Origin of the sequence: Streptomyces sp. cg40, from assembly GCF_050320165.1 — a bacterium.
In the GTDB taxonomy this organism is placed as follows: Bacteria; Actinomycetota; Actinomycetes; order Streptomycetales; family Streptomycetaceae; genus Streptomyces; species Streptomyces hokutonensis.
On sequence record NZ_CP190128.1, the window covers coordinates 9,764,371 to 9,785,288 of the forward strand.

The 20,918-nt window shown below is 69.3% G+C and carries 22 protein-coding genes and 1 riboswitch; of the genes, 10 read left to right on the top strand and 12 right to left on the bottom strand.

Features of this window, described 5'->3' with window-relative positions; all coding sequences use genetic code 11:
* Positions 1-36 precede the first annotated feature (36 nt).
* Together ACQHII_RS44090 and ctaD are read right to left on the bottom strand one after the other, a co-directional pair.
* Complete coding sequence (locus ACQHII_RS44090; protein WP_427925540.1) at positions 37-378, bottom strand: hypothetical protein; 342 nt, start codon at positions 376-378, stop codon at positions 37-39.
* Between the two features lie 5 nt (positions 379-383).
* Complete coding sequence (ctaD, locus tag ACQHII_RS44095) at positions 384-2,000, bottom strand: cytochrome c oxidase subunit I (protein ID WP_427924544.1); 1,617 nt, start codon at positions 1,998-2,000, stop codon at positions 384-386.
* A 105-nt stretch (positions 2,001-2,105) separates the two neighbouring features.
* Between ctaD and ACQHII_RS44100 the strand changes: the two genes are divergently transcribed.
* Together ACQHII_RS44100 and ACQHII_RS44105 are read left to right on the top strand one after the other, a co-directional pair.
* On the top strand, positions 2,106-2,627 hold the full coding sequence (locus ACQHII_RS44100) for an RNA polymerase sigma factor (protein ID WP_427924545.1): 522 nt from the start codon (positions 2,106-2,108) through the stop codon (positions 2,625-2,627).
* An 87-nt stretch (positions 2,628-2,714) separates the two neighbouring features.
* Entirely contained in the window at positions 2,715-3,605 is an 891-nt protein-coding gene (locus tag ACQHII_RS44105) for a CU044_5270 family protein (protein ID WP_427924546.1), read from the top strand.
* A 1-nt stretch (position 3,606) separates the two neighbouring features.
* Here ACQHII_RS44105 and ACQHII_RS44110 read toward each other — a convergent pair whose 3' ends face one another.
* Together ACQHII_RS44110 and ACQHII_RS44115 are read right to left on the bottom strand one after the other, a co-directional pair.
* Positions 3,607-4,455, bottom strand: coding sequence for a bifunctional 5,10-methylenetetrahydrofolate dehydrogenase/5,10-methenyltetrahydrofolate cyclohydrolase (locus tag ACQHII_RS44110; protein ID WP_427924547.1), 849 nt, complete (start codon positions 4,453-4,455; stop codon positions 3,607-3,609).
* A gap of 21 nt (positions 4,456-4,476) precedes the next feature.
* Positions 4,477-4,561, bottom strand: a riboswitch (ZMP/ZTP riboswitch).
* Positions 4,562-4,589: 28 nt separating this feature from the next.
* Complete coding sequence (locus tag ACQHII_RS44115) at positions 4,590-5,429, bottom strand: hypothetical protein (protein WP_427924548.1); 840 nt, start codon at positions 5,427-5,429, stop codon at positions 4,590-4,592.
* Positions 5,430-5,488: 59 nt separating this feature from the next.
* Here ACQHII_RS44115 and ACQHII_RS44120 point away from each other — a divergent pair, with 59 nt between their 5' ends.
* Positions 5,489-5,977, top strand: a complete 489-nt coding sequence (locus ACQHII_RS44120; RefSeq protein WP_427924549.1) for a MarR family winged helix-turn-helix transcriptional regulator — start codon at positions 5,489-5,491, stop codon at positions 5,975-5,977.
* A gap of 78 nt (positions 5,978-6,055) precedes the next feature.
* Here ACQHII_RS44120 and ACQHII_RS44125 read toward each other — a convergent pair whose 3' ends face one another.
* The gene (locus tag ACQHII_RS44125) at positions 6,056-6,421 is read right to left on the bottom strand and encodes a nuclear transport factor 2 family protein (RefSeq protein ID WP_019067833.1); all 366 of its coding nucleotides are present in this window, start codon (positions 6,419-6,421) and stop codon (positions 6,056-6,058) included.
* Between the two features lie 170 nt (positions 6,422-6,591).
* On the opposite strand from ACQHII_RS44125, the gene ACQHII_RS44130 reads away from it, so the two are divergent.
* Positions 6,592-6,885, top strand: coding sequence for a hypothetical protein (locus tag ACQHII_RS44130; protein WP_359608693.1), 294 nt, complete (start codon positions 6,592-6,594; stop codon positions 6,883-6,885).
* Between the two features lie 68 nt (positions 6,886-6,953).
* On the opposite strand, the gene ACQHII_RS44135 is transcribed toward ACQHII_RS44130, so the two are convergent.
* Entirely contained in the window at positions 6,954-8,708 is a 1,755-nt protein-coding gene (locus ACQHII_RS44135; protein ID WP_427924550.1) for an ABC transporter ATP-binding protein, read from the bottom strand.
* Between the two features lie 136 nt (positions 8,709-8,844).
* Here ACQHII_RS44135 and ACQHII_RS44140 point away from each other — a divergent pair, with 136 nt between their 5' ends.
* From ACQHII_RS44140 to ACQHII_RS44150, 3 genes are all read left to right on the top strand, one after another.
* Positions 8,845-9,933: an S-(hydroxymethyl)mycothiol dehydrogenase gene (locus ACQHII_RS44140; RefSeq protein ID WP_427924551.1), complete on the top strand. Its 1,089-nt coding sequence runs from the start codon at positions 8,845-8,847 to the stop codon at positions 9,931-9,933.
* Positions 9,933-10,562 carry an MBL fold metallo-hydrolase gene (locus tag ACQHII_RS44145; RefSeq protein WP_427924552.1) on the top strand — a complete coding sequence of 210 codons (630 nt, stop codon included), beginning with the start codon at positions 9,933-9,935 and terminating at the stop codon, positions 10,560-10,562. The genes ACQHII_RS44140 and ACQHII_RS44145 overlap by 1 nt, the downstream gene beginning before the upstream one ends.
* 87 nt (positions 10,563-10,649) lie before the next feature.
* Entirely contained in the window at positions 10,650-11,564 is a 915-nt protein-coding gene (locus ACQHII_RS44150) for an SDR family oxidoreductase (protein WP_427924553.1), read from the top strand.
* A 2-nt stretch (positions 11,565-11,566) separates the two neighbouring features.
* Here ACQHII_RS44150 and ACQHII_RS44155 read toward each other — a convergent pair whose 3' ends face one another.
* Positions 11,567-12,103 carry a hypothetical protein gene (locus ACQHII_RS44155; RefSeq protein ID WP_427924554.1) on the bottom strand — a complete coding sequence of 179 codons (537 nt, stop codon included), beginning with the start codon at positions 12,101-12,103 and terminating at the stop codon, positions 11,567-11,569.
* Between the two features lie 50 nt (positions 12,104-12,153).
* On the opposite strand from ACQHII_RS44155, the gene ACQHII_RS44160 reads away from it, so the two are divergent.
* Positions 12,154-12,945: an SDR family NAD(P)-dependent oxidoreductase gene (locus tag ACQHII_RS44160; protein ID WP_427924555.1), complete on the top strand. Its 792-nt coding sequence runs from the start codon at positions 12,154-12,156 to the stop codon at positions 12,943-12,945.
* Here ACQHII_RS44160 and ACQHII_RS44165 read toward each other — a convergent pair.
* Positions 12,931-14,319, bottom strand: coding sequence for a pyridoxal phosphate-dependent decarboxylase family protein (locus ACQHII_RS44165; protein WP_427924556.1), 1,389 nt, complete (start codon positions 14,317-14,319; stop codon positions 12,931-12,933). The genes ACQHII_RS44160 and ACQHII_RS44165 overlap by 15 nt on opposite strands.
* Before the next feature lie 140 nt (positions 14,320-14,459).
* On the opposite strand from ACQHII_RS44165, the gene ACQHII_RS44170 reads away from it, so the two are divergent.
* Positions 14,460-15,410, top strand: coding sequence for an RNA-binding protein (locus ACQHII_RS44170; RefSeq protein ID WP_427924557.1), 951 nt, complete (start codon positions 14,460-14,462; stop codon positions 15,408-15,410).
* A gap of 141 nt (positions 15,411-15,551) precedes the next feature.
* Positions 15,552-16,250: a L,D-transpeptidase family protein gene (locus ACQHII_RS44175; RefSeq protein WP_427924558.1), complete on the top strand. Its 699-nt coding sequence runs from the start codon at positions 15,552-15,554 to the stop codon at positions 16,248-16,250.
* 32 nt (positions 16,251-16,282) lie between these two features.
* On the opposite strand, the gene ACQHII_RS44180 is transcribed toward ACQHII_RS44175, so the two are convergent.
* From ACQHII_RS44180 to ACQHII_RS44195, 4 genes are read right to left on the bottom strand one after another with little or no spacing between them, the layout of a single operon-like run.
* Entirely contained in the window at positions 16,283-17,482 is a 1,200-nt protein-coding gene (locus ACQHII_RS44180; RefSeq protein ID WP_427924559.1) for a Gfo/Idh/MocA family protein, read from the bottom strand.
* A 58-nt stretch (positions 17,483-17,540) separates the two neighbouring features.
* Positions 17,541-18,896 carry an ABC transporter substrate-binding protein gene (locus ACQHII_RS44185; protein WP_427924560.1) on the bottom strand — a complete coding sequence of 452 codons (1,356 nt, stop codon included), beginning with the start codon at positions 18,894-18,896 and terminating at the stop codon, positions 17,541-17,543.
* Between the two features lie 10 nt (positions 18,897-18,906).
* On the bottom strand, positions 18,907-19,851 hold the full coding sequence (locus ACQHII_RS44190) for a carbohydrate ABC transporter permease (protein WP_427924561.1): 945 nt from the start codon (positions 19,849-19,851) through the stop codon (positions 18,907-18,909).
* 15 nt (positions 19,852-19,866) lie between these two features.
* Entirely contained in the window at positions 19,867-20,784 is a 918-nt protein-coding gene (locus ACQHII_RS44195; protein ID WP_427924562.1) for a carbohydrate ABC transporter permease, read from the bottom strand.
* Positions 20,785-20,918 lie beyond the last annotated feature (134 nt).

The following is a 20,918-nucleotide window of genomic DNA, read 5'->3' on the forward strand; positions in this document are numbered from 1 at the left end:
TCCCGCCGGCCGTCAGGGCCGGCGGGACGCGTGCGTCTAGGCGAGCCCGGTGACGACCAGTCCCGTCGCCACGAGCAGCGCGCACCCCAACAGCCAGGCGGCGAAGAGGCGTTGCCGCAGGCGCCGGTACCTCTCCTCGTACTCGTCCCGCAACTGCCTGCCCCGCTCTGCCGTACGCTCCCAGGACGCGCGGGAGAGTTCGAGATACTCCGTCTCGAAGTGCCGTTGCACTTGCGCTCGTTGGCCGTCGGTGAGCCGGTCGAGCCGGTCGGCGAAACGCGCGGCGGCGGCGCGCCCCTCCTTGTGGGCGGCGGCGATCAGCAGATGTCCCTCGATCTCGTTGAGGAACGTCCGCGGGTCCAGGGGGAGTTCGTCCATGGTGGTCACCGTGACGTCAACTCCCTTTCCAGGGCCGGGACATCCGGGTGGTGGAGGTCGAACGCCGGGGATTCGCTGCGGATGCGGGGCAGGGTGAGGAAGTTGTGCCGCGGCGGCGGGCAGGACGTCGCCCACTCCAGTGAACGGCCGAAGCCCCACGGGTCGTCGACCTCGACCTTCTCTCCGTACTGCGCGGTCTTCCAGACGTTGTACAGGAACGGCAGGATCGACAGACCGAGGACGAAGGAGAAGATCGTCGAAACCGTGTTGAGGGTCGTCAGGCCCTCCACCGCGAGGTAGTCGGGAATCCGGCGCTGCATTCCGTTCACGCCCAGCCAGTGCTGGACCAGGAAGGTGCCATGGAAGCCGATGAACAGCGTCCAGAAGGTGATCTTGCCGAGGCGCTCGTCGAGCATCTTGCCGGTCATCTTCGGCCACCAGAAGTGGAAGCCGGAGAACATCGCGAAGACCACGGTGCCGAAGACGACGTAGTGGAAGTGCGCCACCACGAAGTACGAGTCGGAGGTCGAGAAGTCGAGGGGTGGTGATGCGAGCATCACGCCGGTCAGGCCGCCGAACACGAAGGTGATCAGGAAGCCGGTGGCCCAGAGCATCGGGGTCTCGAAGGACAGGGACCCCTTCCACATCGTTCCGATCCAGTTGAAGAACTTCACGCCCGTCGGCACGGCGATGAGGAACGTCATGAAGGAGAAGAACGGCAGCAGGACTCCGCCGGTGACGTACATGTGGTGGGCCCACACGGTCACCGAGAGGCCGGCGATGGAGATGGTCGCGGCGACCAGGCCCATGTAGCCGAACATCGGCTTGCGGGAGAAGACCGGGATGACCTCGGAGATGATGCCGAAGAACGGCAGCGCGATGATGTACACCTCTGGATGGCCGAAGAACCAGAAGAGGTGCTGCCACAGCAGCGCACCGCCGTTCGCGGCATCAAATACGTGTGCCCCGAATTTTCGGTCCGCCTCCAGCGCGAACAGCGCGGCGGCCAGGACCGGGAAGGCGAGCAGGACCAGGACGGCGGTCAGCAGCACGTTCCACACGAAGATCGGCATGCGGAACATCGTCATGCCCGGTGCGCGCATGCAGATGATCGTGGTGATGAAGTTGACCGCGCCGAGGATCGTGCCGAAGCCGGAGAAGGCCAGACCCATGATCCACATGTCGGCGCCGATGCCCGGCGAGCGGACCGCGTCCGACAGCGGGCTGTAGGCGAACCAGCCGAAGTCGGCCGCGCCCTGCGGGGTGAGGAAGCCGCCCACCGCGATGGTCGAGCCGAACAGGTAGAGCCAGTAGGCGAACATGTTCAGCCGCGGGAACGCCACGTCGGGCGCGCCGATCTGGAGCGGCATGATCCAGTTCGTGAAGCCGGCGAACAGCGGCGTCGCGAACATCAGCAGCATGATCGTGCCGTGCATCGTGAACGCCTGGTTGAACTGCTCGTTGGACATGATCTGTAGTCCGGGTCTGGCGAGTTCGGCGCGCATGAGGAGCGCCATGACACCGCCGATCAGGAAGAACCCGAACGCCGTGACGAGGTACAGCGTGCCGATCGTCTTGTGATCCGTGGTCGTCAGCCACTTGATGCTCTTGAGGTCTCTCACGCCCCGCCTGTGTCCGCGCCCCGCCCGCCCGTCACACTCGACGGGCGCGAGGAGAATCACGAAAACGGGTGTGACGATCGCCCGGGTGCCGGACACGAACGGAACATGAGCAACGACGAGATCTTCGCCGCTGCCTATCGCGAGCACTACTGGGCGGTCAGCCGCTACGTTGCCCGGCGACTGGACGGGCGGAGCGGTGAGGTGGAGGAAGTGGTGGCGGAGGTCTTCACCGTCGCCTGGCGCCGCCGTGCGGATCTGCCGCCGGCCCCGCTGCCGTGGTTGTACGGCGTTGCCCGCAACTGCCTGGCCAACGCGGTACGGGGGTATGGGCGCCGCCGTCGGCTCGTCCATCGGCTGGGCAACGACGAGAGCGCGCACGGGCGGCAGGTCGCGGTGGGGCCCGATGCGGAGGCACCCGGTGGATGGGTGCACGAGGCGCTCGCGCGGCTGTCGGCCGCCGACCAGGAGGTTCTGCGGTTGACGGCGTGGGAGGAGTTGGGTGTGGAGGAGGTCGCCGTTGTCCTGGGGTGTGGTGTGCGGGCTGCGGCCATGCGGTTGCATCGGGCGCGGCGTCGGTTGAGAGCGGAGATTGATCGTCTCGTGGTGCTTGGAGGTCCGGGGCGATGATCAATTTGTCTGCTGCGCCGTCGTGGCTGGTCGCGCAGTTCCCCGCGCCCCTTTGGGGCGCAGCACCTGAGCCGGAGGAGTATCGCGATGGCCGATGAGCTTGAACTCCTGCGCCGCGCCAATCCGTTCACGGTGGATGGGCCCGTGTACGGCGACGGGCCGCTGAACCACCAAGCCTCACGTCGCCTCAACCGGCTGCTGTACGAACGGCGTCGCCGGCTGCTCTGGAGTCTCGTGGCCGGAGTCGCCGTAGCGGCGACGGTGTTCACGCTGTTGCTGGGTGGACCGGGCGGCACTCCCGCCGTGGCGGCGCCCCGCCCCCTGGTCGTGGAGGCGAACTCCACGCCCGTGTCGTTGAAACAGCTCGCCGCTCTCGCCGCGGCGGTCGCGGTCGACGGAACTCCCGTACTGCGCAGGGGAACCCACGTGCAGTCGTGGAGTCTCGGCATGTCCGACGACAAACCGCCGGTCACCATCCCCGAGGAACGCATCGTGCGCTGGAACGCGGACGACAGTCACACGGAACGTGTCGTCGAGGACGGGCATGTCGTCAAGGAGACTACGTATCCACCGAGTTGGAGCGACGTCCCGCCCGAGGCCCGGCCCCCGCACGACGTGGCGGGACTGCGGGCGTACCTCCAGGAGACCGCGTACAGCAAGACGCCCTTGACCACCCCCGAACTCCTCGGTGCCGTGGAGGAGTTGCTGGACCACTGGACGCTCGGGGCGCGTGAGGCGGCCGCGTTGGCGCGGCTGCTCGCGGGGGCGGACGGGCTGCGGCCGGTGGGGGAGGTGACCGACCGGCTCGGGCGGCGCGGGGAGGCGTACGTGTATCGGCAGTCGGGCAGCCGGCTGATGCTGATCATGGATCCGGCCACCGGCGCCGTCCTCGGGATGGAGAGCACCTTCACGAAGGACCAGCCCGAGTACGGCGTCAAGGCCGGGGACGTCATGGACTACAGCGCGTGGACGCGCTGAATCACACCCCGAGCTGCCGGGCCGCGGCCGTCACGGTCTGTTCCAGGAGCGTGGCGATCGTCATCGGGCCGACGCCGCCAGGCACCGGCGTGATCAGCGAGGCGCGCTCGGCGGCGGAGTCGAAGTCGACGTCACCGACGTTGCCCGCGTTGTAGCCCGCGTCGAGCACGACCGCGCCCGGCTTGATGTCCTCGCCGCGGATCAGCCGGGGGCGGCCCACGGCGGCGACCACGATGTCCGCCTCGCGGACCGCCGCCGACAGGTCGCGGGTGCGGGAGTGGCAGTAGGTGACCGTCGCGTCGCGGGCCAGGAGCAGCATGCCGGCCGGCTTGCCGAGGATCGCGCTGCGGCCCACGACGACGGCACGCTTGCCGGACGGATCGACGTCGTACTCGTCGAGCAGCCGCATCATGCCGCCGGGCGTGCAGGACACGAAGCCCGGCAGGCCGAAGCTCATCGCCGCGAAAGACGCGAAGGTGACGCCGTCGACGTCCTTCTCCGGCGCGATCGCCTCGAACGCGGCCCGCTCGTCGATGTGTTCGCCCATCGGGTGCTGGAGCAGGATGCCGTGGACGGTCGGGTCGGCGGAGAGCGCGGTGAGGGTCGCGACCAGTTCGGCGGTGGTCGTGGTGGCGGGGAGCTCGACGTGCCGGGACTCGATGCCGGCCTTGCGGCTGCGGTTCTGCTTCATCCGGACGTAGGTGACGGAGGCCGGGTCCGCACCAACCAGGACCGTCGCCAGACAGGGCGCCGTACCAGTGCGTTCCTTGAGGTCGGCGGCCTGCTTCGCCGTGTCCTCGACGATGCGCCGCGCGAGCGCCGTACCGTCCATGAGCCGTGCCTGAGACATGATCCACTCCTGAGCTGGTTGACCCTTCGCCCAGGCGCACGGCATTCACTCCGCGTGGGCCGCTCCACGGTGGTGCTCCACCTCAGCGCCAGTCACGACCCACGAACAGCCTAACCGAGAGAGTCCTACGGCTGTCAGGCCCCGTTCTCCGCAGGCGGTGCCGTCGGATCGACGCCGGTCAGGAAGTCCCGGGCCTGTGCCGCGAGGCGTGGCGCCCCGATGGCCTCCGCCCAGCGGGCGACCTCCGTCGCGAGCGCCCCGGCCCCGGCCTCGTCGCCGGAGTCCCGGGCCAGCACGGCGAGCAGCAGCTGCTGGGAGAGCGTGCCGGGGACGGTGCCCGCGCCGGCGCCCAGCGTGGTCGCCCGGCGCCAGCGCTCCAGGGCCAGGTGGTGGTCACCGGCGTCGTGGTCGTGGTCGCCGAGGTGGCGCAGGGCCTCCCGGGCCAGCAACGGGTCGTCGACCGACTCGGCGGCGCGCAGCGCGGACGCGTAGTGCGGGGGTGCCCCCGCCAGATCGGCGAAGTGGTTGTCCGTGACGAGGCCGAGGTACAACTCCGCCCAGCCCCGGCGTCCCTCGTCCGGCGCGCTGTCACGCGACGTCTCCGCCTCGCGGAGCAGGGACGTGAGGGCTTCCGGGTCCTTCCCGTCCGGGCCCAGGCGGAGCCGTCCGTCGACGACGAGCAGCCGGCGGTAGGTGTTCCGCAGCCGCGCGAAGTCCACGTCCCAGTCGCCGCCCGGGAACTCCTTCCCGGCCGCCTCGATACGCGCCGTCGCGGTGTCCGTGCCCGCGAACCAGTCCTGTTCCAGGGCGACTTGAGCCGCGGCGCGGGCGATCCGCGCCCGGGGCTCGGACGAGTCCGTGGTGCATGCGTCCAGGAGGCGGGAAGCGCGCTCCCACCGTCCCGTCACGCTCAACTCGTGGGCCGCTGCGATGAGTTCCTCGACGGGGATGACCGCGTTCGCTGTGGATGCCATGACGGGGAAGGTAGTTATGCGAAAAACTATCCACAAGAAAACCACTGCGGGAGGCAGACGTGGAGGACTCGGTCGACCGGCACGTGGCCCTCTGGGTGAAGGAACTCGCCTGGATGGACCCGGTGAAGGAGGAGATCTTCTTCCGGCTGGCGATCCTGGCCCGGCATGCTGGTCAGACACGGCGGGACGTGCTCGACGCCGACGGGCTCAAGCAGTGGCAGTTCAAGGTGCTGCTCATGCTGCGCAGGCTCGGGCCGCCGTACGAGACGAGCCCGTCGCGGCTGGCGGAGCTGCTGGGGCTGACGCGTGGGGCGCTCTCCGCGCGGCTCGCGGCCGTCGAGGAGGCGGGGCTGATCGTCCGTACCCATGAGACGGGGGACCGGCGGCGGGTGCGGGTCCGGCTCACCGACGCCGGATACGCAGTCCTTGAGGAGCATGTGGCGGCGGAGGAAGCGGGCGAGCTCGCGCTGCTCGCAGCGCTGACCCCAGCAGAGCGGCGGACGCTCGCAGACCTGCTGCGGAAACTGGTGCTCGCCGTCGAGTCCTAGCCGGTCCCGCGGGCACCGTACTGGCCGAGAAGGTCCAGGTCAGCCGGGTGGTGACCCGGACCTTCGGCACCCATCCAGCTAGCCGTCCCATGCCTGGATCATGGTCTGCCGGGTGATCTTGCCGTCGTCCAGGACGAGCATCGACTCGGCCAGGACCCGGGTCCCGTCGGCGTACTGACAGGACTCGCTGTAGGCGACTCGGTCGCCCTGTACGACGCACTCCTCCAGTTTGTGCGTCATGTCGCGGCTGTAGACGTCGGCGAGCATGGCGCCGATCTCTTCCCGGCCGTGCAGGACCTTGGGGTTGCTGGGCTGGGTCTGGTGGTCGACGACGTGGATCTCGGCGTCGTCGGCGTAGAGCGACAGAAGTGTCGCCGCTGTGTGATCTTCGATGCCCCGGCGCAGGGCTTCGGTGTCGAAGCCGGGGCGTGCCGCGGTGCCCATGGTGACCTCCTTGGAGGGCCGCGACCCGAACAGGAGCGAGCCGCGCGGGCCTCTCCTACGAGACTCCTCCGCCGGGCCGGGGTCGGCAAACCGAGGGGCGCGCTCCGCCTCACGGGTGAGTGGTGACCGGTGCCCGTGACCGGGCGGCTACCGTCCGCGTTGCTGGAAGCATGATCTCAACACGACGTATTGCCGCCGCCGTTGGTCTCGCCGTCGGAGTCACCGGCCTCGTCGCGCCGATGGCGAACGCCGCCGACGCGCCCGCCTTCAAGGACGGCAAGGTCAGCCCGGTCGCCCTGCTGGACTCCCTCGCGGTGAGCGAGATCCCCGCCGAGCACCAGGCGCAGCTCCCGAAGGTCGCCGACCAGATGAAGGCGCTGAACCACCTCAACGACCTCCAGCAGCTGCACCAGGTCACCGACATGGCCGCGCCGGTCACGGGACTCCTCCCCGCCGTCGAGTAGCCGGTCCGCGCAGCGCGCAGACCTTGAGGGCCGTCCGGAAACGGGCGGCCCTCAGTCGTGCGGCGGCGTCAGCCCGCCGTCGCCAGGAACTGGGTTGCCGCCAGCTCCGCGTACAGCGGGTCGGCGCTCACCAGCTCCCGGTGCGTGCCCACCGCGCGGACCCGGCCCGCGTCCATGACGACGATCCGGTCGGCCATCGTCACCGTGGACAGCCGGTGCGCGACGACCAGGACCGTCGTCGTACGGGCCACATCGGCGACGGTGTCGCGCAGGGCCGCCTCGTTGACCGCGTCGAGCTGCGAGGTCGCCTCGTCCAGGAGCAGCAGGCGGGGGTGGCGCAGCAGGGCGCGGGCGATCGCGACGCGCTGGCGTTCGCCGCCGGAGAGGCGGGTGCCGCGGTGGCCGACCAGGGTGTCGACGCCCTTCGGGAGCCGGGCGACCAGGCCGTCCAGGCGGGTCGTCTTCAGCACGCGGGTGACGTCGTCCGCGCTCGCGTCCAGGTTGCCGAGCAGCAGGTTGTCGCGCAGGGAGCCCGACAGGACCGGCGCGTCCTGCTCCACATAGCCGATGGCGGAGCGGAGCTCGGACAGCTCCCAGTTCGCGAGGTCCCGGCCGTCGAGGGTGATGGCGCCGGACTCGGGGTCGTAGAAGCGCTCGATGAGGGAGAACACGGTGGTCTTGCCGGCGCCGGACGGGCCGACGAACGCCGTCATGCCCTGGGCCGGCACGGAGAAGGTCACGCCGTGATGGACGTAGGGCAGGTCGTCGGCGTAGCGGAAGCGGACGTCGTCGAAGGCGAGGGACGCGGGTTCGGCGCCGGGGGAGGGCAACTCGGCGGGCAGGGACGGGGGTTCGGCCGGGAGTTCCAGCGCTTCCTGGATGCGGGCGAGGGCCGCGGCGCCCGTCTGGTACTGCGTGATCGCACCGACGACCTGCTGGATCGGCATCATGAGGTAGAAGACGTAGAGGAGGAAGGCGACCAGCGTGCCGACGTCTATCGCGCCCGTCGCCACGCGTGCTCCGCCCACCGCGAGGACGGTGATGAACGCGATCTGCATCGACAGACCGGCCGTATTGCCCGCCGCGGCCGCCCACTTGGCGGCGCGGATGCTCTGCCGCCACGACTCCTCGGCCGCCGCGTGCAGGGTGCGCTCCTCGCGGTCCTCGGCGCCGGACGCCTTCACCGTGCGCAGCGCGCCGAGGATCCGCTCCAGCGAGGCACCCATCACACCGATCGCGTCCTGCGCCTGCCGGCTGGCCCGGTTGATGCGCGGCACGATCACGCTGAGCACGGTGCCCGCGCCCACGATCACACCGAGGGTGACGGCCAGCAGCACGGGATCGACCAGGCCCATCATCACGATCGTCGCCACGAGGATGAGCCCCTCGGTGCCGAGGCCGACCAGTGAGTCGGTGGTGACCTCGCGCAGGAGGGTGGTGTCGGAGGTGATGCGGGCCATCAGGTCGCCGGGCTCGCTGCGGTCCACCGCGCCGATCCGCAGCCGCAGCAGATACGACGACAGGGCGCGCCGCGCGCCGAGCACCACCGACTCGGCGGTGCGCCGCAGCACGTACGAACCCAGCGCGCCCACCGCCGCGTTGGCGACCACCAGCGCCGACATCGCGAGCAACGCGCCGGTGATCGTCCGGTCGTGCGAGAGATCGTCGATGAGTCCGCGCGCCACCAGCGGCAGCAGCAGCCCGGTGCCGCCGGTGACCAGCGAGAGCAGCGCGCCCGCCAACAGGGCCCAGCGGTGCGGCCGTACGTAGTCGAGGAGCAGCCGCCAGGCCGGCGCGCCGCTCCGAGTCCCTGCGATGGCCACGGCGCTCCTCGGGATGCGGTCGGAGCCTTCAGGCTACGTCGGCCGCCGACGCTGTCGAGCCTCCGTCGTGCCCTTACCGATCAGTCACGCGTAGGGTCTCAGGCAGGGACAACGATCGACGAAAGGGTTCAGGACCATGGCGCAGGAAGTGCGCGGCGTGATCGCGCTGGGAAAGAACGAACCGGTCCGGGTCGAGACGATCGTCGTACCCGACCCCGGCCCCGGTGAGGCCGTGGTGAAGGTACAGGCCTGCGGGGTCTGTCACACCGACCTGCACTACAAGCAGGGCGGCATCAGCGACGACTTCCCCTTCCTCCTCGGCCACGAGGCGGCGGGGATCGTGGAGTCGGTCGGCGAGGGCGTCACCGATGTGGCACCCGGTGACTTCGTGATCCTCAACTGGCGTGCGGTGTGCGGTAATTGCCGGGCCTGTCTGCGCGGCCGGCCGCAGTACTGCTTCAACACCCACAACGCCAAGCAGAAGATGACCCTCGCCTCGACCGGCCAGGAACTCTCCCCGGCCCTCGGTATCGGCGCCTTCGCCGACAAGACGCTGGTCGCGGCGGGCCAGTGCACCAAGGTGGACCCGACGGTCTCCCCGGCCGTCGCCGGTCTCCTCGGCTGTGGCGTGATGGCCGGTATCGGCGCGGCGATCAACACCGGGAACGTCGGGCGCGGCGACACCGTCGCCGTCATCGGCTGCGGCGGGGTCGGCGACGCGGCGATCGCCGGGGCGCGGCTCGCGGGCGCGGCCCGGATCATCGCCGTCGACATCGACGACCGCAAGCTGGAGAAGGCCCTCACGATGGGCGCCACCCACACCGTCAACTCCAAGACCTCCGACGCCGTCGAGGCGATCCGCGAACTGACCGGCGGCTTCGGCGCCGACGTCGTCATCGAGGCGGTCGGCCGCCCCGAGACGTACAAGCAGGCCTTCTACGGCCGTGATCTCGCCGGCACGGTCGTCCTCGTCGGCGTTCCGACGCCCGAGATGAAGCTCGAACTCCCGCTCCTGGACGTCTTCGGACGTGGCGGTTCCCTCAAGTCGTCCTGGTACGGCGACTGTCTGCCCTCCCGCGACTTCCCGATGCTGATCGACCTGCACCAGCAAGGCCGCCTGGATCTGGGCGCGTTCGTCACCGAGACGGTCCAACTCGACGAGGTGGAGAAGGCGTTCGAGCGGATGCACGGCGGGGATGTGCTGCGCTCGGTGGTGGTGCTCTGATGGCCGCGCGCATCGAACACCTCGTCACCTCCGGGCAGTTCACGCTCGACGGCGGCACCTGGGACGTCGACAACAACGTGTGGATCGTCGGCGACGACCACGAGGTCGTCGTGATCGACGCCGCCCATGACGCCGACGCGATCGTCGAGGCGATCGGCGACCGTCGGCTGACCGCGATCATCTGCACCCACGCCCACAACGACCACATCGACGCCGCCCCGGCCCTCGCGGACCGTACCGGCGCCAAGATCTGGCTGCACCCCGACGACCTGCCGCTGTGGAAGCAGACCCACCCCGACCGCGACCCCGACGCCCATCTCGCCGACGGCCAGGTCATCGAGGCCGGCGGCGCCGACCTGAAGGTCCTGCACACACCGGGACACGCGCCCGGTGCGGTCTGCCTCTACGACCCCGGGCTCGGCACGGTCTTCACCGGCGACACGCTCTTCCACGGTGGCCCGGGCGCCACGGGACGGTCGTACTCCCACTTCCCGACCATCATCGACTCCATCCGCGACCGCCTCCTGACCCTCCCGCCGGAGACGAAGGTGCTCACGGGACACGGCGACTCGACGACCGTAGGGGCCGAGGCCACTCACCTGGAGGAGTGGATCGCGCGGGGCCACTGACGCCCCGGAAACAATCCCGACAGAAGATGTCCGGCTTCCCGTGCACGATCGACATGAGACACGTCGAACGAGCACGGGAGGTCGGACATGCCGGGCCCACTGGAAGGCAAGGTCGCGCTGGTCGCGGGGGCGACGCGCGGAGCGGGACGCGGGATCGCCGTGGAACTCGGCGCGGCCGGCGCCACCGTCTACGTCACCGGCCGCACCACCCGCGCCCGGCGCTCCGATTACGACCGTCCCGAGACGATCGAGGACACCGCCGACCTGGTCACCGCGGTCGGCGGCCGGGGCGTCGCCGTACCCACCGACCACCTGGACCCCTCGGCCGTACGGTCCCTCGTCGACCGCATCGACGAGGAACAGGGCCGCCTCGACATCCTCGTCAACGACATCTGGGGCGGCGAACACCTCTTCGCCTGGGACACCCCGGTCTGGGAACACGACCTCGACAAAGGGCTCCGGCTCCTCCGGCTGGCGGTCGAGACACACGCGATCACCAGCCACCACGCCCTGCCCCTGCTGCTGCGCCGCCCCGGCGGCCTGGTCGTCGAGATGACCGACGGGACCGCCGACTACAACCGCGACACCTACCGCGTCTCCTTCTTCTACGACCTCGCCAAGTCGTCCGTCCTGCGCATGGCCTTCGCCCTCGGCCATGAACTCGGCCCGCGCGGTGCCACCGCCGTGGCGCTCACCCCGGGCTGGCTGCGCTCGGAGATCATGCTCGACCAGTTCGGCGTCCGCGAGGACAACTGGCGTGACGCCCTCGACCGCGTCCCCCACTTCGCCATCTCGGAGACCCCGCGCTACGTCGGCCGCGCGGTCACCGCCCTCGCGACCGATCCCCAAGTCGCCCGCTGGAACGGGCAGTCGCTGTCCAGCGGCGGGCTCGCTCCGGTGTACGGCTTCACGGACCTCGACGGGAGCCGGCCGGACGCGTGGCGGTATCTGGTGGAGGTGCAGGATTTGGGGAAGCCGGCGGATGTGACCGGGTATCGGTGAGGTCAGACGGGGCTCACGGGCGGCAGTACCCAGGCGGCCGAGTGACCTGGGGGCAGGGCCAGATCGTCACGTACGGCCGCGTAGTAGCCCTGTCGCCCTTCCCGCTGTCGTTCCAGCAATTCCTGCCAGGTCTCCGGATCGTGCCGGCCCTCGCGCAGGAACCGCTCCATCGCCAGCACCGAGGTGACCCACACCCGGGCCTTCGCCACCACCTCCGGGCTGCCCAGCATGAGCAGCGTCTCCCCGGCCGGGTCGCGGGCCAGCGTGGCCTCGGCGATCATCGGTGCCGCCTCCTCGGGGGTGAGCGGGTGGGGGTGCGGGTCGTTGCGGAAGTGGGACGCGACCCGGTAGGTGAGCGTGACCGTCTGCTTCAGGACTCGTGCGTAGTCCGTGTACACGGCGAGCCGCCGCTCTTCCCAACGGGCCTCCCGCTCACGGTTGAACCTCACCCGCTCACCCCGCACGATCGCCACGTACGAACCGAGCGCGCCGATCACCACACCGATCAGCGCGGGAAGTTGCTGTATGAACGCGTTCATGTCCGCACGGTATCTGCCGAGTTGATCGTTCCGGCAGTAGGTTCGCGTGCATGACTGACACAACGCGCTTCGAGGGGTACGGAGTTCTCGTCACCGGTGCGGCCCGGGGCATCGGCGCGGCCGTCTCCCGGCGGCTCGGTGAGGAGGGCGCGCGGGTTCTGGTGACCGACACGGATCTGCCCGAGGCGGAGAAGGCGGCGGCGGACCTGCGTGAACTCGGGCTGGCGGCGGAGGCGTTGGGCTGCGACGTGGGCGACCGGGCGGCGGTGGAGCGCGCCGTCGCTCATGCCGTGGCGACGTTCGGAGGGCTCGACGTCCTGGTCAACTGCGCGGCCCACTGCACTCCCGACCTCCCGCTCTTCGAGGACCAGCCCGACGGCGAGTGGGGGCGCGACCTCGACATCACGTTGACGGGAACGTTCCGCTGCTGCCGCGCCGCACTCCCGCACCTGGTCGCCTCCGGACGCGGGGCGATCGTCACTATCGGTTCCGTCAACGGGGCCCAGGACTTCGGCAACCACGCCTACAGCGCGGCCAAGGCCGGACTCGTCTCGCTCACCCGCACCCTCGCCGGACACGCCGCCCGGCGGGGTGTGCGGGTCAACCTGGTGGTGCCGGGCACGGTCCGCACCTCCGCCTGGGAGGGTCGGGACGACGACCTCGACGCGGTGAGCGGGCTGTATCCGCTCGGCCGGGTCGGCGAGCCCGAGGACATCGCGGCAGCCGTTGCGTTCCTCGCCTCGCGCGACGCCTCCTGGATCACCGGCACCACGCTCACCGTCGACGGAGGAGTCACCGCGGTCAACACCGGCTTCCGGCAGGCCCTTTCAGAGGGGCGTTGAAGCCAGCGTCGCCAGCACCCGGTCCGTATCCGCCTCGGACGTACGCCAGTTGCTGAACGCGGCCCGCAGCGCGGGCGTCCCGTCGTACACCGTGGGCGTCAGGAACGCCTCGCCGGTCGCGGCGACGGCCTCCGCCAGCGCGGCCACCCGTTCCTGCGTCGGGTGCTCGGCGAGGGTGAAGCAGACGACGTTCAGCCGGACCGGTGCCGACAGCCGCAGGCCCGGGAGCGCGGCGATGCCGTCGCCGAGGCGGTGGGCGAGGGCGATGTTGCGCTCGACGATCTCGCGGTGCCCGGCGCGGCCGTACGCCAGGAGGGAGAACCAGGCCGGGAGGGCGCGCAGCCGCCGTGAGTTCTCCGGGGTGAGGTGGAGGAAGTCCGGGTCGCCGGTCGGCAGGCCGAGGTACGGCGAGGAGTTGTGGAACACCCGGGTCTGCAGGTCGCGGCGGCGGGTGAACTGGACGGCCGCGTCGTAGGGCACGTTGAGCCACTTGTGCAGGTCGACGCAGACCGAGTCCGCCGCGTCGAGTCCGTCGACGAGGTGGGCGTGGGCGGGGGAGAGGGCTGCGAAACCGCCGAACGCGGCGTCCACGTGCAGCCAGAAGTCGTGCCGTTCCTTGAGGGCCGCGATGGCCCGCAGGTCGTCGAAGTCGACGGTGTTCACGGTACCGGCGTTCGCCACGACAATCGCCGACCGGCCTCCCAACTCGGCCAGGACGGAGTCGAGTCGGGACACGTCGACGGCCTCACGGTTGCTGGCGAGCACGGGCACCTGCCGCAGCCGGTCCCGGCCGATGCCCAGCACGGACAGCGCCTTGCTGACGCTGGAGTGCGGGCTCCCGGAGAGCACGTCGACCGGTCCGAGCGCGGCGGCCCCGTCCCGGGACACGTCCACGCCCTGCCTCTCGCCCACCCACTCGCGGGCGACGGCGAGCCCCACCGTGTTGGACACGGTCGCGCCGGTCACGAAGGCTCCGGAATGTGCATCGCCCAGCCCGAACAGCTCGCGCAGCCAACCGACCGTCTCCCGCTCCAGCGCCGCCGCCCAGGAACCGGCCGCGCCGGACACGTTCTGGTCGTACGCGCTGGTCAGCCAGTCCCCGGCGACCGACGCGGGCGTCGCACCGCCCGTGACGAACCCGAGGTAGCGCGGCCCCGCAGACCCCGAGAAACCGGGCGCCCACCGCTCGGCGAACCGCGCGAGAGCGCCCTCGGCACCGGTCCCTTCGACCGGCAGCGGGTCGTGATCGGGTGCCTTCCCGGGGTGGACAACCGGCCGCTCGGCCATACCGGCCAACTCACGGGCGGCGAAGTCACGGGCGGACTGGAGGAGTTCGGGAAGCCGGGCGAGATCGTCGGCGAGAGTGCGGTGCATGGGCGGGAGCGTAGGACGAGGGGAGGGCCGGCGTATCGGTCCACTTCGCGGAAACTGGACCGATGGCGCGGGAATCGTCCCAGTGGTCGGTGCCCGAAAATTCCTTGGGCGCTGTCGGAGCCGTGCCGGAGGATGGAGATGTGCAACTCCCCTACGTCCACCGCGTCACCAAGTACGACCCCGCCGACCGCGACGAACACGGGCACTACACGGGCACCGAGGACACCGCCAGCGATCACGGTGAGGTGGAGGCGGCCTATGTCCAGGCAGTCGGGGCGTTCGCCGCGGAGGCGGGTGTCGATCGCCTGTCCGTCCGTGAGCCGCAGGTCCCGTCCCTGGCACACTTCGGCGTCGAGCCGCCTCTGGAGGGCTTCGGGCTCGCCGGGATCTTCCCGGCGGGCCTCACCGGCTTCCATGACGGAGCGGAGGTCCCGCTGGAAGTCGGGCTCGAACTGGTGCGGCTCATGCTGCGTGACAGTGGTGCCTGGTGCCGGCTGGAGGCGGAGGGCAGTTTCGCCGTGCATGTCGGATTGGACCAGTATCTCTACGTCGGCAGTAGCCGCCCCTGCGAGGAGGCGCTGGTACGAACCCGCGCGCTAGGGCTGTTCCCGGAACGCATCGACGCCTCTCCATACGACATGGTGACCAACGAGGAGGACGTCCGGCGGCCGGCCGACGACGACTTCTGGGCCGCTCTGCGCCGGGCCGTCGTCATGTGCAGCGCCGGACTCCTGGAGGAGATGTACATCCGAGGCGCGTCTCAATGGCATCGCCTCACCCCCGACACCATCGACACGGTTCGCGCCGGGATCACGCCCCGCGCCCGGCTGGCCGTATGGCCCGACCTGTCCTCCGACACCGAGGCGGTCCTGGGCACCCTCCTTGCCGACGGCCTCGTCGAAGGCGTCTGGCAGGACAAGGACGGCAGGATCCACAGTGCTGTCGCCGACGAGGACGACCTTCCGGAGCTGGCTGCCCGGATATCCGGTGCAGAGGCCGCAACGCTCCGGTCCGTGTACGCCGATGAAGACGCGCCTCTGCTCACCGCCGTCATGCCCGACGGCGACGGAGTGGTGCGAGCCCGTTGGTAGCGGCATCGGATCCGGGAATGTCACCGGGTGACTCGGAAAGTCACCGTTTCGTCGCAGCGCGCCCTGGACTACAACCCGCACCCGCAGGTACAGGTCTAGGTGGCAGAGATCGCAGTTCCGGGGCAAGGGAAAGGGCAGGTCATGGGGGACATACGCAGACGAGGCGCCGTGGTGCTCGGGCTCACCGGGCTGGTGGCGCCGCTCACGCTCGCGTTGGGGAGCATGCCGGCGCAGGCGGCGGCGAGCTGTACGACGCAGGCGGGGCCGTACCAGAAGCAGGTGGAGACGTTCCTCGGGCGGCCGGTCGACGGGAAGCAGTCGGCCGCCGACTGCAAGGCCATCCGGGCCTTCCAGACCAAGCACGGCATCACGCCGAACATCGGCTACGCCGGGTCCGTCACCTGGGGTGTGATGGACCTGATGAACAAGCAGAAGGCCGTGGGCAACAAGCCCAACGCGGCCGGCAAGTGCCCGACCAACAAGGGCCGTATCGCCTGCGTCAACCTCACGCTCCAGATCAGTTGGATCCAGGACGGCAGTCGGCTCGTCTACGGCCCGGTCCCGGTGCGTACCGGCCGTAACGGCTACGAGACCCGCACGGGACTGAAGAAGATCTACTGGCGGGACATCGACCACGTCTCGAACATCTACAACGTGCCCATGCCCTACAGCCAGTTCTTCGACGGCGGCCAGGCCTTCCACTCGGTCAACCTCAGCATGTGGAACCCGCCGGGCTCGCACGGCTGCGTCAACATGACCCCGGCCACCGCGAAGAAGTACTGGTCGCTGCTGAAGAACGGCGACGACGTGTTCGTGTACGGCCGCAAGCCGGGTACCTGACGGACAGTCACCCGGCTTGCGTACCCTGCCCGTTACTCCGGCGCGTCCCCGAAGTCCGGGATCTCCAGCCTCGCCCCGCCCTGCCGTGCCGAGTCGTGCGCGACGATGCCCGGCAGGGTGTAGCGGGCCGCGACCCACGCGTTGACGGACGGCAGGGTGCGGGAGTTGACCGCGGTCACGAAGTCGTCCGCCAGGAAGTGGTGGCTGCCCTCGTGGCCGTTGTGGAGGTTGTCGAACTCCCGCGGCAGCCGCGACCGGTCGTGCACCGGCGCCGAGCCCGAGGTGAAGGCGGCCCGGAGGTCCGGCGCGATGTGCTGGAGTGACGGATCGTCAGGAGACATGGTGGGCTTGGGCTCCAGCAGCTCGCTGATGTCCTTCACCCCCTTCTTGTCCTGCCAGAAGGCCACCGTCGCGAGCTGCTCCATGCTCGCGTCCGTGCCGAAGAACCGGAAACGCGACTCCCGGATCTGCGAGGGATAGCCCACGCGACGGAACTCGTTCGTACGGAACGAACCGCCGCCCGCCACCTCGAACAGCGCGGTCGCGTTGGAGAAGTCGTTGCCGAACTGGCTGACCTCCCGGTCGAAGACCCCGTCCCCGCGCTCGTCCACGACCCCGATCGCGGACACGCTCACCGCGTGCGTCCGCCAGGCGCCGAGCACCCCGCCCACCGAGTGCGTCGGGTACAGCAGCGGCGGATAGCTCGCGGTGGCCTTCCAGTTGTCGCCGCCGCTGTACTGGTACGCCTCGTAGAACCCCAGATCCATGTCGTGGACGTAGTCGCCCTCGGCGTAGAAGATCCGCCCGAAGGCGCCCTCCGCGATCTGGTTGCGGGCGTGCACGGTCGCCGGGTTGTACTGGCTGGTCTCGCCCATCATGTACGTCAGCCCGGTCGCCTTGACCGCGTCGATGATCGCCGCGATCTCCTCCGTGCTGATCGCCATGGGGACCGCGGAGTACACGTGCTTGCCGGCGCCGAGCCCCTGGAGGACCAGGGGGCCGTGCGTCCAGCGCTGGGTGAAGATCGCGACGGCGTCGACGGCCTTCGACTCCAGCATCGCCTCGTACGACGGGAAGGTGCCCGCCAGCCCTTGTTCGGCGACCAGTTGCTCCGCCCGCTCCGGGAGGAGGTCGGTCACATAGACCTCGCTCACGCCCGGGTGGGCCTGGAACAGTCTGGCGAACTGGCCCGAGAACTGGCCTGCTCCGACGATGCCGAGGGAGAACGTCATGGGTGCGTGTCCTTCTCTGACGAGGATGTCGTTGACGCGTGGGTCGTCGACCGACGCGTCACTGACCGAGGATGAAGTTGATCTGCTTGTTCGTCTTACCCAGACCGCTGACGGGTGCGTCGTTGGCGTAGACGTCCTGCATGGCGGGGTGCATCAACGCGTACACGTCCGCCGCGTAGTTGGTGATCGGATAGGAGAAGGTGGTGAAGTCCTTCTTGTCGGAGACCGGCCTGGTGAAGGCCGTGACATCGATGCCCTTCTTCTTGTAGGCGGCGACGGCGGTGTCCGTGCCGTCGGGGGTCGCGGGGAACACGATTCCGTAATTGCCGACCGTTTTCTGGCATTCGTCGGAGGAGAGGTACTTGACCCATTTCTCCGCGCCAGGTTTGTTGTGCGCCTTCTTGGTGATCGAATCGGCGAGACCGTTCATCATGGTCGCCCGCTCACCGCTCGGACCGGTCGGCGTGAACGCCGTGCCGACCTTGACGCCCTTCGCCGCGTAGTACGTCGAGATCATCCACGCACCGTCGAAGGAGGTCGCCGCCTTGCCCGAGGCGATCTGCGCGTTGGCCGGGTTGGCGCCGTCGCTGTAGTCCGTATAAGGCGCGAGATAGCCCTTCTTCGCCAGCCCGAAGTACCACTTGATCACGGACTGGAAGGTCTTGCTGTCGTACTGGTACTCGGTGCCCCAGCGCTTCTTGTCCGTGTAGCTCCAGCCGGCCGAGCCGGTGAAGGGACTCCACGTCGTCTGACCGTCGGCGTCGCCCGCGCCGCCGCTGGCGAGGCCGTACGTCTTGACGTGCTTCTTGTCGAAGCCCGGTTCGTCGCCGCGCTTGCCGTTCCTGTCGACGGTGAGATGGGCGATGGCCTTCTCGAAGGTGCCGCCGTCCGTCGGGTTCCAGGACAGGCTGTTGAGCTGGTCCGCGCTCAGGCCCGCCGCCTTGGCCATCTTCTGGTTGTAGAAGAGGGCGACCGTGTCCCAGTCCTTCGGGGCGCCGTAGCGATGGCCGTCCTGGCCCACCCAGTTGGCGGCGAGGCCGGGTTGGTAGGCGGCGTCACCGATGCCGAGGTCGTCCAGCGGCTCCAGCACCTTCAAATCGGCGAACTGGCCGAACTTCTGGATGTGGTCGGTGAAGACGTCCGGCTGGGTGCCGGCGATGAAGCTCGCCGTGAGCTTGGTCCAGTAGTCGCCCCAGCCCAACTGCGTGATCTTCACCTTGAGTCCGGGGTTCTGCTGCTCGAAGCCCTTCGCGCAGGCCTGGTAGGCGGGGAGCTGGTTGGAGTCCCACAGCCAGTACGTCACTGTGTTGGAGGCCGACCCCACGGAGTCGCCCTTCGCGCAGCCCGCCGTCAGGGACAGCGCGAGCGCCCCGGTCAGTGCACCTTTTAGCGCAGCGACTGTACGAATTCGCATGCCCTGCCCCTTACTTGATTCCGGTGAAGCCGATGGAGCTGACGATGCGGCGCGCGAACACCGAGAAGAGCACCAGCATCGGGAGCGCGGCGATCAGGGTCGCCGCCATCAGGCCCGACCAGTCGTAGCCGGTCTGCGGGGTCTGCGAGCGGAAGATCGCCAGCGCCACCGACAGCACGCGCGAGCTGTCGCTGTAGGACACCATCAACGGCCAGAAGTAGTCGTTCCAGGAGGTGATGTACGTCAGCACGCCCAGCGTCAGGATCGGCGTGGACGCCATCGGCAGCAGCACCCGGAAGAAGACGCGGACCTTGCCCGCGCCGTCGAGCAGCGCCGCCTCCTCGACCTCGCGCGGGACGTTCATGAAGAACTGCCTGAGGAAGAACACCGCGAACGGCGTCATGAACATCGTCGGCAGCGCGATCCCCAACAGGGTGTCCACGAGCCCGAGTTGCTTGATGAGGACGAAGTTCGGCAGCAGGGTGAAGATGGCCGGCACCATCAGCCCGGCCAGGAACAGCCCGAACATCCGGTCCCGGCCGCGCCAGCGCAGCCGGGCGAAGGCGTAGGCGGCCATCGCGGAGAAGAACACCTGACAGACGGTGACCAGCGTCGAGACGATCACCGAGTTGAGCAGATAGCGCCAGAAGGTGAGTCCGCCGCCCGCACCGCCTTGCGCGATCGCCTCCTTGGTCGACTGGAGGCCGAGCGCCCGCTCGAAACCGCCGGTGGTGAAGTCGACCGGCAGCGGGTCCGAGGGGTGCGCGGCGAGCCCGGTGTTGGTGGAGAGCGCGGTGCGCAGGATCCAGTAGAAGGGCAGCAGTGTGATCAGGACGATCGCGGTCATCGCGGCCCAGGCGGCTACCTTACCGACGGAGATGCGGGGCCGGGGCGGCCGTACGGTCGTCTGCTCGGTCGTGGTGGGGGTGCTGGGCGTGGTGGTCAGGGTGGCCATGTCGTCTCCTTCCGGTCAGCCGAGGTCGGTCTGGCCGGCGCGGGTGATCCGGTACTGGAGGAAGGTGATCGCGCTCAGCACGATCAGCAGGGCCACGGACATCGCGGAGGCGTAGCCGAACTGGAAGCGGCCGAAGGCGGAGCCGTAGATGTAGTACTGGAGGACGTTGGTCGCGTTCGCCGGGCCGCCCGCGGTGGTCACCGCGACCGTGTCGAACACCTGGAACGAACCGATCACCGTCATGATCAGCACGACCGCGAGGACCGGCCGCAGCAGCGGCATCGTGATCCGCCAGAACATCCGCCACTCGCTCGCGCCGTCCACCTTCGCCGCCTCGTACATGTCGTTCGGGATGGCCTGGAGCCCGGCGAACAGCAGCAGCGCGGTGTAGCCGACGTGCCGCCACACGTTGATCAGGGCGATCGTCGGGATCGCCCAGGTCTTGTCGGCGAGGAAGGGGATGCGGTCGAAGCCGAGTCCCCCGATGATCTCGTTGCCGATGCCGAGCTGGGTGTCGAGGATCCAGAGCCAGACGATGCCGACGACGACGTTCGACATCAGATACGGCGTCAGTACGATCCCGCGCAACAGGGCGGACTGGGTGAGCCGTTGGAGCAGGACCGCGATGGCGAGGGCCGACACCGTCTGGATGCCGATGTTGATGACCACGTACTCGACGGTGACCTTCAACGAGGACCAGAAGATGGGGTCGTGGACCATCCGGTCGTAGTTGTCGAGGCCCACCCACTTTGCCGGCGTCAGCAGGTTGAAGCGGGTGAAGCTCAGGTAGATGCCCCGCAGGGTCGGCCAGAGCAGGAAGACCAGGAAGCCCAGCAGGGCCGGGGCGACGAAGACCGCCGCCAGCCGTCCGTCGCCCCCGCCTTCACGGGCCCGCGGTGGGCGCAACGGGGGGCTGCTTGAGGCGGTGGTCATCTGGAGACTCCTTCGTCTGCGACGGCTCGTCCTCGGGTGACTTACTTTCGACGCGAAAGAATCCTGGCGTCAAGAGGCCTGCATGCATCTTTTCTGTGCGGGATTCTGGTCATTGGAGGGCTTTAATAGTTCTG

Excerpts from the sequence above, each read along its gene's own strand:
- ACQHII_RS44090 (WP_427925540.1), bottom strand. The coding sequence starts at position 378 with ATGGACGAACTCCCCCTGGACCCGCGGACGTTCCTCAACGAGATCGAG.
- ACQHII_RS44100 (WP_427924545.1), top strand. The coding sequence starts at position 2,106 with ATGAGCAACGACGAGATCTTCGCCGCTGCCTATCGCGAGCACTACTGG.
- ACQHII_RS44105 (WP_427924546.1), top strand. The coding sequence starts at position 2,715 with ATGGCCGATGAGCTTGAACTCCTGCGCCGCGCCAATCCGTTCACGGTG.
- ACQHII_RS44110 (WP_427924547.1), bottom strand. The coding sequence starts at position 4,455 with ATGTCTCAGGCACGGCTCATGGACGGTACGGCGCTCGCGCGGCGCATC.
- ACQHII_RS44115 (WP_427924548.1), bottom strand. The coding sequence starts at position 5,429 with ATGGCATCCACAGCGAACGCGGTCATCCCCGTCGAGGAACTCATCGCA.
- ACQHII_RS44125 (WP_019067833.1), bottom strand. The coding sequence starts at position 6,421 with ATGGGCACCGCGGCACGCCCCGGCTTCGACACCGAAGCCCTGCGCCGG.
- ACQHII_RS44130 (WP_359608693.1), top strand. The coding sequence starts at position 6,592 with ATGATCTCAACACGACGTATTGCCGCCGCCGTTGGTCTCGCCGTCGGA.
- ACQHII_RS44140 (WP_427924551.1), top strand. The coding sequence starts at position 8,845 with ATGGCGCAGGAAGTGCGCGGCGTGATCGCGCTGGGAAAGAACGAACCG.
- ACQHII_RS44145 (WP_427924552.1), top strand. The coding sequence starts at position 9,933 with ATGGCCGCGCGCATCGAACACCTCGTCACCTCCGGGCAGTTCACGCTC.
- ACQHII_RS44150 (WP_427924553.1), top strand. The coding sequence starts at position 10,650 with ATGCCGGGCCCACTGGAAGGCAAGGTCGCGCTGGTCGCGGGGGCGACG.
- ACQHII_RS44155 (WP_427924554.1), bottom strand. The coding sequence starts at position 12,103 with ATGAACGCGTTCATACAGCAACTTCCCGCGCTGATCGGTGTGGTGATC.
- ACQHII_RS44160 (WP_427924555.1), top strand. The coding sequence starts at position 12,154 with ATGACTGACACAACGCGCTTCGAGGGGTACGGAGTTCTCGTCACCGGT.
- ACQHII_RS44165 (WP_427924556.1), bottom strand. The coding sequence starts at position 14,319 with ATGCACCGCACTCTCGCCGACGATCTCGCCCGGCTTCCCGAACTCCTC.
- ACQHII_RS44175 (WP_427924558.1), top strand. The coding sequence starts at position 15,552 with ATGGGGGACATACGCAGACGAGGCGCCGTGGTGCTCGGGCTCACCGGG.
- ACQHII_RS44180 (WP_427924559.1), bottom strand. The coding sequence starts at position 17,482 with ATGACGTTCTCCCTCGGCATCGTCGGAGCAGGCCAGTTCTCGGGCCAG.
- ACQHII_RS44185 (WP_427924560.1), bottom strand. The coding sequence starts at position 18,896 with ATGCGAATTCGTACAGTCGCTGCGCTAAAAGGTGCACTGACCGGGGCG.
- ACQHII_RS44190 (WP_427924561.1), bottom strand. The coding sequence starts at position 19,851 with ATGGCCACCCTGACCACCACGCCCAGCACCCCCACCACGACCGAGCAG.
- ACQHII_RS44195 (WP_427924562.1), bottom strand. The coding sequence starts at position 20,784 with ATGACCACCGCCTCAAGCAGCCCCCCGTTGCGCCCACCGCGGGCCCGT.